This window comes from Cohnella hashimotonis, assembly GCF_030014955.1.
Lineage (GTDB): Bacteria > Bacillota > Bacilli > Paenibacillales > Paenibacillaceae > Cohnella > Cohnella hashimotonis.
Map to the genome: position 1 here is coordinate 546,412 of NZ_JAGRPV010000001.1, position 13,164 is coordinate 559,575.

Consider the following 13,164-nt stretch of genomic DNA (forward strand, 5'->3'; position numbering starts at 1 on the left):
AGAGGTGAGTAGATGGTTTACCGTAAAACGCGGCTCGGCATGGCTGCGGATCTATGCTTGTATGCGTCGATGACGCTGCTCATGCTGCTCACGCTTTATCCGTTTTGGACGCAGCTGGTTACCTCGTTGGAAACAGGCGCTTCCGTCTATTCGACCCGCCTGATGTTCGTTCCGGAGCATGTCTCATTCGAGGCTTATCGCCTGGCCTTTCACTTTACGCCGCTGTGGACGGGTTATCTCAATACGATCGTCAGAACCGTGCTTGGCGTGCTGTGCATGCTCGTCGTGACTTCCTTGACCGCCTATCCCTTGTCCAAGAAGGACTTGCCCTTCAATCGCGCCTTGACCGGCTTTCTGCTGCTGACGATGCTTTTTACCGGCGGCCTGATCCCGAATTACTTGTTGATTCGTGAGCTGCATCTGCTGAATTCGGTATGGGCGCTCGTGCTGCCCGGGACGCTAAGCGCTTTTAACGCGCTGGTCATGCGCAATTTCTTCCGTTCCATACCCGACAGCCTGGAGGAATCGGCGCGCGTGGACGGCGCGGGTTATTTGCGGATATACGTCTCGGTCATTCTGCCGCTGTCCGCGCCCGTGCTGGCGACGCTTGCTTTGTGGGTCGGCGTCGGTCACTGGAACGCGTGGTTCGACAGTCTGATTTATATGACCGACGGACACAAGCAGGTGCTTCAGGTCGTTCTGCGCAAGATTCTCATCGAAAACGATACGACGGATATGAACGCGATGATCCAGAAGATGAATACGCACAGCGAATATACGGACAGGCAGCTGCAGGCGGCGGTCGTCATGCTGTCGATCATACCGATGCTGGTCGTCTACCCGTTCGTGCAAAAGTATTTCGTCCAAGGGGTTATGGTAGGCGCTATAAAAGGCTGAGCCTTTTATATACAGATTCGAAAAACGACAATCGAGGGAGCGGTTCAGATGGATAAACAGAAGAAAAAAATCTCGTTGCTGCTGGGGGCGGTGCTGCTGGCGACGACGGTGACGGCATGCGGCAACGACAATGAGGGCAATGCCGCGGCATCGTCCGGCGCGTCTACGGCCTCGGCGTCTGCATCCGGCGAAAAAATGAAATTAATGGTTTGGAACTTCGACGCGGACAAGACGAATCTCGACGGGTATGCGATGAACGCGATTCGCGAGAAGTTCGGCGTCGATATCGGATTTTACAATTCGACGAACGACGCGGCGGCTATCAAGGAGAAGCTGCTGCTGCAGATCGCCTCGGGCGACATCCCGGATTGGTGGAAGGAAGTGCCGTTCGCCGACGCCGACAAGTTCGCCGATCAAGGGGCGGCGGCGGAGATTCCGATCGATATGCTGCAGCAGAACGCGCCGAAATATATGGCTTGGCTGGAGAAAAATCTGGGCGCCGATCCGATGCGGTTCGTCCGGCACGAGGACGGGAAGATCTATAATCTGCCGGTGCTGTGGACGCTCGCTTCCTCCTCCGAGATCATCGGCTATCGCCAGGACTGGCTGAAGAAGGTCGGCATCTCAAAGACGCCGGACACCGTCGAGGAGATGGAGGCGGCGCTCACCAAGTTCCGCAACGACGATCCGGACGGCAACGGGAAGAAGGACACCTACGGCATGACGGCCAGCGCCACGACGATCCAGACCATCTTCTCGTCCGTCTTCGGCGCGTACGGCGTATATCCGGGTGCCACCGTCGATGCGGACGGCAAGGCGGTGCGGGGCGAGATCGAGCCGGGCGCCAAGGAAGCGTTGACGACGTTGAACAAGTGGTTCAAGGCCGATTTGATCGATCCGGAATTTTTCGTCAACAAAGACTCCAATGTGGACGACAAAGTCATTTCCAGCAAAGTCGGCGTCGTGCAGCGGTCGTGGTGGGAATTCATCCAGCCCGAGGCGTTTTACGAGGGGAAATATTACGCCCAATTGCGCAAAAACGTGCCGGAGGCGGACTGGGCGCTGTCCAGCGGTCCGAAGGGACCGGGCGACAGCTTCGGCATCACGCAGGGCAATCCGATGCTCGGAACGGGCATCCAGTTCGGCAAGCAGCTCGAGAAGGATCCCGCAAAGATGGCTGCTTATCTGAAAATGTTCGACGCGACCTCCTTCGATCTCGACCTGTATACGAAAATCCACTACGGAGAAAAAGGCAAGACTTTCGAGATCAAGAGCGACGGCACCTACGCCTACATCCCGCCTTACGACACGGACGAGGCGCGCACGAAGTTCGGCATCGGCAACTATTATCACGCGCCGGCCAGCTTCAACGATTACGACTTCCAGGCGCCGTTCATGACGCGGGGCGACCTGATGCCGGTCAAGGAAGCGGCCGCGAGCAAAGGGATCGGCAAGTACGACTTCATGACGCCGCTGGCCAAGCCGGCTTACGACGAGTTCCAGGACGCGCTGACGCAGCTTACGATCAAGAGCTTTATCGACTTCATCACCGGCCGCAGGCCGATTAGCGAATTCGACAAGTATGTAGCGGATTGGAAAAAGGCCGGAGGCGACAAGGTGTTGGCCGAAGCGCAGGCGACTTTGGACCAGCTCAATAAGAAATAAGAGGGAGCGGATGTCCGTGTCGTCCAATCGAAAGAACGTTAACGCAGCGCGCGTCGAAATATCGGGCTTGCCCCGCAAGAAGGGCGCGCTGCAAGCCAGGGTCCTTCCGCCGGAGCGGGAATCCGACCGGCACGAGGGGCACGAGGGGCCATCCTACCGTTGGCTCACTTCGGATGCCAAGGACGGGATTTATACGCCCATAGCCGGCGCGTACTACGATGTTCTGCCGCTCTCCGCGGCCGCAGTCGGCCGATATGTCTGTTGCGAGGCTGCGCTTGTTAGCGGAGATGAGCGTCTCGTCTTGGCCAGCGACACGATCGGACCCATTGCCGATGCGGAAGGAAATCCGAATACGGATTGGCTGCATGACGCCCGATATGGCATCTCGCACCATTTACTGGCGGAGTTCATGAACCGGGTGGCGCCGAACGACGGCGAGAAATGGCAGGACGTGGAGAGCTGGAACGAGGTGATCGACGGCTTCGACGTCGATCGTTATGTGGAGCAGGTCGTAGAGAGCGGAGCCGGCTTTGTCATCCTGACCCTCGGCCAGAACAGCGGCTACTTGCTCTCGCCCAACGCAACCTACGATCGCATCGCCGGCCTGCAGCCCGGCGAACGCGCCTCGATACGCGATCTGCCGCTTGAGATCGCCGACGCCCTGGCGCCTCACGGCATTAAGCTGATCCTATATGTGCCGGCCAATCCGCCGAGCAAGGCGCATCTGGAAGAAGGGGATAACGCGATCAACCGGGCATTCGGTTATCCGGTGGAGGTCGCGCCCTCCCAGGAGACGCAGGCCAAGTGGCAGGCGGTCATCCGCGAATGGTCGGACCGGTACGGGGAAAAGCTGGCGGGCTGGTGGTTCGACGGCATGTGGTTCCAGGAGGCATACGACGATCTGGCGCAGCCATACAACTGGTACAGTCTGGCCGGCGCCGCAAAGTCGGGCAACCCGTCGCGCATCGTGGCCTTTAACGGCGGCATCTTCCGAGACCGGCTCGTCAATTCGCCGCTGGAGGACTATACGGCGGGAGAGACCAACGAGATCGGTCCATTGCCTCCGATCGGGCGCTGGGCGGACGAACGGGAAGGCGTTCAGTGGTTCCATTGGACGTTCCTGGGGCGGTTCGTCACGGATCTGGCGGGCTGGGGCAATACGGGACTGAACTGGCCGACCGGCGAGTTGGCGGATTGGGTCAAGTCCGCCATCGAACTGCAGGGGGTCATCGCGTTGGACGTTCACGTCAACCGGTTCGGCCGTCTCGATCCGCAGCAACTGGAGCAACTGCAAGCCATTAAGCAAGCTATCCGCTAAGGGGGGGTTCAAGCATGACGACGCGTCAAAGACCGTTTAGACGTTCTAATCGTACGTACTCGCTGGTTCTGGCTTTACTGGTTGTTCTGGCACTCATCCCGCCTCACCGCGCGCAGGCCCAGACGTACAATGCCAACACGGATTGGTTCATGCAGGGGAAATTCGGGCTGTTCGTTCAGTGGCTGTACGGCGGCGGGGATATTACGGGCGATTGGAACACGCTGGTCAACAACTTTGACGTCGATTATTTTGCGAAGCAAGTGAGCGAGACCGGGGCGAAGTACGTCATTTTTACGCTCGGGCAGAACAGCGGTTACTTCGCTTCGCCCAATGCGACTTATGACAGTCTTGTCGGGCGCACTGCTTCTACATCAAAGATGTCGACGCGGGATTTGCCGGAAGACCTGTACGACGCGCTGAATCCTTACGGCATCAAGCTGATGCTTTACTTGCCCGCCCGCTCGCCTTCGGACGACCCGGACGCGGTCGCGGCGCTCGGCGATCCGACGCCGATCTACGACCATCTGGCGCCGCAAGCCTTCCAGGCCAAGTGGGAGAGCGTCGTTCAGGAATGGTCGGACCGTTACGGCGCGAAGGTGGCGGGCTGGTGGTTCGACGGGACTTACAATAACGGCGCCATGTACGGCAAACCGGATATTTCGCAAGCCTATACGGATTACACCGCCGCGCACAACTTTCAGACCTTTGCAGCCGCCGCCAAGCACGGCAATGCCGATGCGATCGTCTCCTTCGATCCGGGTCTGTCGGTAGAAGCGCCGATGACCACGCATGCGGATTATATTACAGGCGAGCAAAACCTGCTCCAATACGTGCCTTCCCAATACAACGCGGCGCCTTATTCCAGATGGATCGGCGGGGTCCAGTGGAGCGAGACGGCCTATCAGGGCTACGATTGGGCGCGCAACGGCTTCAAGTATTCGACGCTGGATTTAACCAACTATTTTTCGACGGTGACCAATCAGAGCGGCGTCATCTCCATCGGACCGAACGTGAGCAAGGAAGGTCATATCAATTCTCCGCAATATGCGCAGCTGGTCAACATGCATAACGCGATCGCGGGCGTAGGGCCAGGCGTGACCGTTGTCGAAGACAACGACGCCGGCATCTCCTATTCCGGAACCTGGCTGACCAGCGTGCCGTCGGGGACGGGATATTCGGGGAACAACGGTCACTTTACGACGACCGCGGGCAGCTACTCGGAATATACGTTTAACGGCACCAACGTGGTCTGGTCCGGCGTCAAAGGTCCCGATCACGGCACGGCGGACGTGTATATCGACGGCGCGCTGGACAATTCGGTCGATTTGTACGCGGCCCATCGCTTCGTCAATACGGAGATTTACTCCAAGGTGGGTCTGACAAACGGCCCGCATACGATCAAGATCGTCGCTCGGAGCGACAAAAACAGCGCTTCGACGGGCACCTACGTAGAAGTGGATCGCTTCAATATTACGACGGGGACGCCGACGGTCATCGACGATACGGCCAGCGGGTTTACCTACGCCGGCACGTGGCTGACCAGCGTACCTTCGGGAACCGGTTATTGGAACAATACGGGCCATTTCTCGACGACAAGCGGAAGCTACGCGCAATATGTGTTTAACGGCGCCAGCATCGAATGGTACGGCGCCATCGGTCCGGATCACGGCAAAGCCGACGTGTATATCGACGGCACGCTCGATCAGACCGTCGATCTCTACAATGCCAACCGGTATATCGATGATCAAATTTACGTTAAACGCGGGCTCTCGAACGGGTCGCATACGATCCAGATCGTCGCACGCAGCGACAAGAACGCGGCTTCGACCGACTATTACGTGGAAGTCGATCGGCTGAACAGCTCGAAGGGCACGCCGATCGTCACCTGGGACGACAGCAACTCGCAGCTGGCTTATTCCGGTACGTGGAGCACAGGGATCTCGACCGGCACCGGCTATTATCGCGATACCGGCCATCACACGACGGCAGCCGGCGCGTATATGCAGGCCAGCTTCACGGGAACGAGCGTGGAATGGCGCGGCAAGACGGACGCCGACCACGGGATGGCCGACGTGTATATCGACGGCGTGCTGGACCAGACGGTCGATCTGTACAGCGAAGAACGCTTCACCGACGTGGCCGTCTACCGCAAGCAAGGCCTGACGACCGGCACGCATACGATCAAAGTGGTGGCCAAGAACAGTAAAAACGTGAGATCGACGAATTATTATGTAGAAGTGGATGCCTTGTCGTTCCAGTAGACAGAAGAAGCCAGTAATTACAGCCCTTGGCAGCTCCGAATGGAGCGACCAAGGGCTGTTTGCGGCGCGGTTGCTTCAAATCGGCGTGCAGGCGGGGGATGGGCGCGGTGACGATGCAGGGGCAGGTGGCGGTGTAGGTGCAGGGGGTGGGGAATGGCGCGGTGACGATGCAGGGGCAGGTGACGATGCAGGGGCAGGCGATAAAAGTGCAAGTGCGAGTAAAGTGCAAGTGCGAGTAAAGTGCAAGTGCGAGTAAAGTGCAAGTGCGAGTAAAGTGCAAGTGCGAGTAAAGTGCAAGTGCGAGTAAAGTGCAAGTGCGAGTAAAGTGCATGTGCGAGTAAAGTGCATGTGCGAGTAAAGTGCAGGTGTGAGTAAAGTGCGGGTGTGCAGGTTCAGGTACAGGTGACGGTGCAAGCGGAAGTCTGGCGGCAATACCTGCAAAAGTGCATCTATTTTCGCCCAAACGCCCCGGTATGCGTCCGATACCTGCAAAAATGCAGTTATTTCCGCTCGCTTGGCGCCAAACGAGCTCAGCCGGAGAAAATAACTGCACATTCGCAGGTATTTTCTCGGACTCCGTTTCCCTCCCATGATTAACTGCATATTTGGTTACTACTTAGGTCAACCGAAAGTAAAAGTGCCGCGGAGTGCGGCTGAAAGGGAGGAGAGTACAGGGAGTTGTTGCTTGAGAAGCGTGGAAATGAAGCCGCGTACGCGCGCAAAAACCTTTGCACCTTGCTCTGTGCGAAAGCAGCCTGAAACCTTATCTTTAACTTTCACCATGCGAATATCGCGTTCGGCTTGGTTATTGTCAAAGGGCGCCTTGGCATCATAAAGAAAGCGGAGAATGGCGTCCTTGTAACTCAGGAACCGCTGTCCCAAATTCGCCGCTTTGCTTTTCGTTTTTCGGCCTCTCGGGCCGGTTTTGGGGCGAACGGGGTCTTTAGACCATTCCAGTTCACCTTGTTTTAGAATTTCGTCGTACTGTTGCTGCATCTGCTGGATGTGTTCCTGTCTCAAAGGCTCACCTCGTTTTCGGTGGTCCGAAGCTGTCTTCCAGCTTTCCTGCAGCAACGTTTTCATCCGCGTCGACCAGGTATGCTTGTCATGCTCGCTTATCCCCTGGCATTCACGAAGCAGATGGGCGCAGCAGAGCGAGTGGGAGAAGGAGAATTCATCTTTAAAGTAAGCGCCGTAGCTGTCATGCATCACCGTTCCCGTGTAAGTAGACAAGATTTCTCCTGCTTTCATGCCCACACTTCCGCGGCTGGGATGAACGGTAAATAGCGTGTAATCGGCAGTGGAGGCAGTATGTAGCCAGTGCTCGTGATCTTGGACACGAAGGCCCGTTTCGTCGCAATGCAGATGGTCGCTTTTCAGCAGCGCCTCGCGCGCATGTTGCTCAGCCGGTGCTAGTCGGTGATGCATGACTTTAAGGTACGACAAGAGTGTGGCATCGCTCGGACGGTAACGGGTTAAATCGGCAAAGAGCTGCCCAATACGCGCAAGCGGAATCATTTGAAACGCGCTCAAATACGCAGTCCAGGCTGCAAACCCGTCGCCGTATTGTGTGGCAGCATTCACGCCCTCAGGAAATAGGGCGCGCTGCGTACACCTGCAATGCGGACAACGCTTTTTCTCTGAGCGATACTCGGTGACCACTACGCGTGGCGCAGGCAGGTCAAAAACCTGACGTCTCTCGTAGTCCAAAGGCGGCACGGCTTCGAGCGACGCCTGACAAGCGCCACAGACGGATAGGGTTTGATGAACGACGTGATCCGGCGCTTCAGAAAATAGCAGCGTATGTCCGTCATGGCCCTTTGGCGCTCCCTTTTTTCCGCCGGGTTGCCGCGAGTTGGTCGGTTTGCGGAAACCATCACTTGAAGGCGGTTTGCTGCTATTGCGGGAGTTTTGGCCAAGCTGACGTTCGAGGTCTTTGATTCGGTTTTCAAGCTTCTCAATTTTAGCGGTATACTGCTCGATTGTAGCGGTAAACTGATCGACCAGCGATGTAATGAACGCCTCGATGGTCTCAGGATCGCTATGGCTGATCTGCTTGATGAGTTTCTTATCTATCATTCGGTTACCCCGTTTCTGAACGTATAGGTATAATCTTTTACACCTATATCCAGAAAACTAAAAGGGTGGACCTAAGTAGTAACCATATTTGCATCTATCTTGCGCGGCCCGCCATCGCAACCCTAGCAAAAACGGCTTATTGCGGCTATTCTCCGTTGCCCGTCCCAACGCCACCCGCCCCAACGCTGCGGATCCCATCGCCGCCCGCCCCGACTGCCGCCGCTTCGCGAAGCTCCTGCACGTCCTGCATCGGCGGCCGTCCGTACAGGCGGGCGTACTCCCGGCTGAATTGAGACGGGCTCTCGTAGCCTACGCGAAAAGCCGCCTCGGCCGCCGGCAAGGCTTCCGACAGCATCAGGCGCTTCGCTTCCTGCAGACGCACCGTCTTCTGATATTGCAGCGGGCTCATGGCTGTGACGCGCTTGAAGTGCTTGTGGAACGCCGACACGCTCATGTTGACGGCGTCCGCCAGCTCTTCGACGCGAATCGGACGCTCGTATTGCCGGTTGATCAATCGGACAGACTGGGCGATGAGATGCGATTGGCTGCCGACCGTCGCGAACGAGCGAAGGAGCGGTCCTTGTTCACCTTGGAGCAGGCGGTACACCATCTCGCGGATGACGAGGGGAGCGAGCGCCGGGATGTCCTCCGGCGCATCGAGCAGCTCGATCAGCCGACAGGCGGCTTCGAGCAGGGCGGGGGACATGCGGCTCACGGTAATGCCGCGGACCGGCTCCGAAGAGACGAGCTCGGGACGCCGGATCTCGCCGGCGACGTCCAGAATGACATCGGCATCGAAGCACAGCTTCAGGCTTAAATAGGGAATCTCGGGCGAAGCCTCGACGATTTTGCCGAAGATCGGCAGCTCGACGGAAGTCACCAGGTAGGTCATCGGGTCGTAAGTATAGGTACCGTCCGCCACGGCAGCCGTTTTGGCGCCCTGCGCCACGATGCAGATCGAGGGCTTGTAGACGGACTCCAGCGGTTCGGACGTTCTAATAGCGTGCAGCAGCGTTAAATCCGGTATGGCAGTTCGATGCGTGCCGCTTCTCGGAGCATGGCGCAGAATGGCGTTCGCCAATCGCTGACTGGCCTGCTTCAGGCGCGAAGTTTCATTCATCGGTCGACGTCTCCTTCCCGCGCGCTTCACGTTTTTTTTATCATACCCGGTCCGAAGAGAAATAGGCAAGGATCGAATACATCTGTTCTACCCGGCGGCGGTCAACCTTTTCTATAATGAGTTCATCAGGTCGGACGCGGACAGCGGCGACCGTTCAACCAAAAGGAGAGATTCGATATGGAATTGCAGGGAAAAGTCGCGATCGTCACAGGGGCTTCGAGAGGAATCGGGCGGCAGATCGCCATCCAACTGGCAGGCTCCGGCGCGAAGGTGATCGTCAATTATGCTTCGAATCCGGGCAAGGCGGACGAAGTCGTAGCGACGATCAAGCAAGCCGGCGGCGAAGCGTTCGCCATCGGCGCCGACGTTAGCAAAGTAAGCGACGTCGAAGCGCTGTTCGAGCAGACGCTCGGGCAATACGGCCGCGTTGACATCGTCGTCAACAATGCCGGCATCATGGATAACGCGGCGATCGCGGAAGTGACGGAGGCGGCGTTCGACCGTCAATTCGCCATCAACGTAAAAGGAACATACTTCGCTTGCCAGCAAGCGATGAAGCATATGTCGCCGGGCGGATCGATCATCAACTTCTCGACCTCCGTAGCGGGCGCGATGCTGCCGACGTACAGCGTCTATGCGGCGACCAAGGGCGCCGTCGAGCAATTGACCCGCCAACTGGCCAAGGAATTCGGTCCCAAGGACATCACGATCAACTGCATCGCGCCGGGACAGGTGTCGACCGAACTGTTTCTCACCGGGAAGTCGGAAGAGCTGGTCGAATCGTTCCGTCGGATGAACGCCTTCGGACGCCTGGGAGAGCCGGAGGACATCGCGAACGCGGTGGAGCTGCTCGTGGGAGGCAAAGGCCGCTGGATCACCGGGCAAACCCTTCGCGTGAACGGCGGCTTCAATTGATTTTCCGGTAAAATTCGTTTACCCGCAGGCAAGCGTGAAGTATGCTTACAGCATAATCGCGTATTTTGTCGAACGAAGAGGCGGGGTCGGATGCACGAAAGATGGATGCCCGGAAGATGGATGGGGAAGCTGGCCCCGTTGTTGATCTTGTTGATGCTGGCAGCCGCTGCGGCATCGCTTCCGCAGCGCGCGTTCGCGGCGGGAGACGCCGGATCGCAGCAGCCGCAACCGAAAACGCAGTCGCAATCCCAGCCGCACGCGGCGGATGGCGCTTTGCAGATCGACGAGGCTGCCGAAGCCGGCGGGCAGAAGATCGCGCTTGACGGCGAGTGGGAATTTTACTGGAACAAGCTCCTCGAACCGCAGGACCTTCAATCAAGCCGCGTTCAGCCGTCCTACCGGACGGTTCCTTCCTCATGGGATACGCACGGATACGGCACCTACCGACTACAGCTGCGCGTGCCCGCATCCGACGTGGGCCAGGGCAAGGCGCTCTTCATCCGTTCCGTCGGCAGCGCTTACCGGCTCTGGATCGACGGCGCGGAGATGGAGGGGCTGGGCAAGGTGGGGACCGCGCTGGGCGAAGAGCGTCCGCAGGCGCATATCAACATGGTCTTTTTCCAGCCTCGCGACCGGACGGTGGAGATCGTCATGCAGGTGTCCAACTATTCGTTCCGCGAAGGCGGGATTAACCGGGACATCGTGTACGGCGATACGGCCGCGCTCATTCCGTTCGTCCTCAAGGAACTGCTGATCGATATTTGCGTCATCGGCGGCTTTCTGATGATCGGCGTTTATCATCTGATCCTCTTCGCCATGCGCAGGAGAGACCAAGCGACGCTGTGGGTCGGTCTGCTGGCGTTGGCCGTGTCGCTGCGGACGCTGTTTATCAACGGCTACGTGTCTACGCAGCTGCTCGGCATCGAGAGCTGGGAGCTGCTCGTCAAGCTCGAATATATGAGCGAGATCGGCGGCCTCGTCGCCTGCATCTTCCTGATGAAGCGGCTGTACCCGCAGGAGACCGGGCGATGGATGTTGAGAATCTCGCTCACCGTCACGCTCGCACTGGCGCTGTTCGTGGCGCTGACGCCGGCCCGCGTCTACACGGAGACGATGCTCCTTCAGACCGTCGTCAAGGCGGCCGTGCTGCTTTATTTTTTGTTTTATGTCGGCGTAAGGGCGTATCTGCGAAAAAGAGAAGGCGCGCTCATCCATCTCGTTGCGCTTGGCGTCATCGTCGCGGCATCGATGAACGACATGCTGTATTATCTGCGGCTGGCCGATACGCCGGAGCTGCTCGGCTACAGCGTCATTCCTTTTATTATGGCGCAGGCAATCATCGTATCGTACCGCTATACGCAGCTGTCGACGCGCAACAACGCGCTGCTGGCGGAGATGAACCGGCTGAACGCGGAGCTGGAACACAAGGTGGCGCTGCGTACACGCAGCCTTCGCGAGGCGAACGATACCCGGACGAAGATGCTGCTTAATATCGCGCACGATCTGGGCACGCCGCTTGTCGGCATACAGACGTATTTGCAATTAATGCTGCGGGGGAAAGCCGGGACGAATCGGGAGGTGCTGATGCAGCAACTGCTCGATCATACCGGGTATATGAAACGCCTGGTCGACGATCTGTTCGAGCTGTCCAAGCTGGAATCGGGCGGACAGGCATTCCAATTCGAGCCGGTCGTCATGGGACCCTGGCTGGAAGCGGCGTATCGCAAGCTCGAGTCCGATCTGCGTCACGCGGGTATGACGCTGCGCCGGGGCAAGTGGCACATGGCGGCGGAGAACGGCGAAGATGCGGTCGCCGCGATCGATCCGGGCCGCATCGCGCAGGCGCTGCAAAATTATATCGACAACGCGGTCAAGTTCAGCAGAGGCTTCGGCGAGGCGATCGAGCTCGAGGCATACGTCCGCCCGGATCCGACGCATTCGCGAGGCATCCTTGTCATCGCCGTTCGCGATTACGGCACGGGCATTCCGGAGGAGATGCGGCCGCATGTATTCCGCCGTTTTTTCACGCAGCGGGAAAACAATGAGGGCGGCAGCGGTCTGGGGCTGGCGATCGTAAAGGAAATCGTCGAGCGGCATGGTGGCGCGGTCGGCGTCGAGAGCAAGAGGGGGGCGGGAAGCACGTTCAGCATCGCGCTGCCGCTCTTGGCCGGCACTGAGGCGGAGCGCTCGCTTCAGGTACCCGAATCAAAGCCATGAATATATTCGTTCAACAGCCGGGCGGCATCGTACCGGCTGTTCGCGTTTAATTTGTCGTAAATGACGGTGAGTTTGTTCTTTACCGTGCCTTCGGTGAGGGAGAGCCTGACCGCGATTTCCTTGTTGGACAGCTTGAGCATCAGAAGCGAGATCATCTGCCGTTCCTTGTGCGTGAACAGGGTATCGTGCGTCATGAACCTGTCCATCATCTGTTGCTGCCGCGCGGACTGCGAATTGTTGACGGCGTAGCGGGCGACCTTGGCCGCGACCTCCGCCGGCAGGACGAACGCATCGTTAGCGGCATCGCGAATCGTCCGGATCAGCTTGTCGATATCGAGACTTTTGAGCAAGTACCCGTTCGCCCCGCTGGCCAAGCCTTCGAATATATATTCCTCTTCGTTAAACGTCGTCAAGATGATGATCTTCACCCGGTCGTCTTGCTTGCGAATCTCCTTGATGCAGGCAATCCCATCCATCTTGGGCATCTGCACGTCCATGAGGATGATGTCGGGCCGAAGCCGCTCCCAACTTTCAAGTGCCTCCAGGCCGTTCGCGGCAGTTCCTACGACGTTCAGATCCTCCTCGCTGTCGATGGCCAGCTGCAGGCCTCCCCGCATCAACGCATTGTCTTCCACGATCAGCACGTTCCATGTTTTTGTCATCACGATGTAGGTCCTTTCCGCTTCACGGGT

At 58.1% G+C, this 13,164-nt stretch carries 9 protein-coding genes; 6 read left to right on the forward strand and 3 right to left on the reverse strand.

What is annotated here, in order from left to right; translation table 11 throughout:
* Positions 1–12: 12 nt before the first annotated feature.
* Genes KB449_RS02270 through KB449_RS02285 form a run of 4 tightly spaced genes read left to right on the forward strand, consistent with a single transcriptional unit; the run spans position 13 to position 6,141 of the window.
* The gene (locus tag KB449_RS02270) at positions 13–897 is read left to right on the forward strand and encodes a carbohydrate ABC transporter permease (protein ID WP_282906809.1); all 885 of its coding nucleotides are present in this window, start codon (positions 13–15) and stop codon (positions 895–897) included.
* 48 nt (positions 898–945) lie between these two features.
* The gene (locus tag KB449_RS02275; RefSeq protein WP_282906810.1) at positions 946–2,562 is read left to right on the forward strand and encodes a type 2 periplasmic-binding domain-containing protein; all 1,617 of its coding nucleotides are present in this window, start codon (positions 946–948) and stop codon (positions 2,560–2,562) included.
* A gap of 16 nt (positions 2,563–2,578) precedes the next feature.
* Complete coding sequence (locus tag KB449_RS02280) at positions 2,579–3,880, forward strand: alpha-L-fucosidase (RefSeq protein ID WP_282906811.1); 1,302 nt, start codon at positions 2,579–2,581, stop codon at positions 3,878–3,880.
* Positions 3,881–3,894: 14 nt separating this feature from the next.
* Positions 3,895–6,141: an alpha-L-fucosidase gene (locus KB449_RS02285; RefSeq protein ID WP_282906812.1), complete on the forward strand. Its 2,247-nt coding sequence runs from the start codon at positions 3,895–3,897 to the stop codon at positions 6,139–6,141.
* A gap of 621 nt (positions 6,142–6,762) precedes the next feature.
* Here the strand turns inward: KB449_RS02285 and tnpC are convergent.
* Together tnpC and KB449_RS02295 are read right to left on the reverse strand one after the other, a co-directional pair.
* A complete protein-coding gene (tnpC, locus tag KB449_RS02290; RefSeq protein ID WP_282906813.1) occupies positions 6,763–8,220 on the reverse strand; it encodes an IS66 family transposase in 1,458 nt (485 codons plus the stop codon).
* 145 nt (positions 8,221–8,365) lie between these two features.
* A complete protein-coding gene (locus tag KB449_RS02295) occupies positions 8,366–9,340 on the reverse strand; it encodes an AraC family transcriptional regulator (protein ID WP_282906814.1) in 975 nt (324 codons plus the stop codon).
* Between the two features lie 177 nt (positions 9,341–9,517).
* Between KB449_RS02295 and KB449_RS02300 the strand changes: the two genes are divergently transcribed.
* Positions 9,518–10,255: an SDR family oxidoreductase gene (locus KB449_RS02300; protein WP_282906815.1), complete on the forward strand. Its 738-nt coding sequence runs from the start codon at positions 9,518–9,520 to the stop codon at positions 10,253–10,255.
* Positions 10,256–10,345: 90 nt separating this feature from the next.
* Entirely contained in the window at positions 10,346–12,472 is a 2,127-nt protein-coding gene (locus tag KB449_RS02305; RefSeq protein ID WP_282906816.1) for a sensor histidine kinase, read from the forward strand.
* Here KB449_RS02305 and KB449_RS02310 read toward each other — a convergent pair.
* Positions 12,448–13,134 carry a response regulator transcription factor gene (locus KB449_RS02310; protein ID WP_282906817.1) on the reverse strand — a complete coding sequence of 229 codons (687 nt, stop codon included), beginning with the start codon at positions 13,132–13,134 and terminating at the stop codon, positions 12,448–12,450. The genes KB449_RS02305 and KB449_RS02310 overlap by 25 nt on opposite strands.
* Positions 13,135–13,164 lie beyond the last annotated feature (30 nt).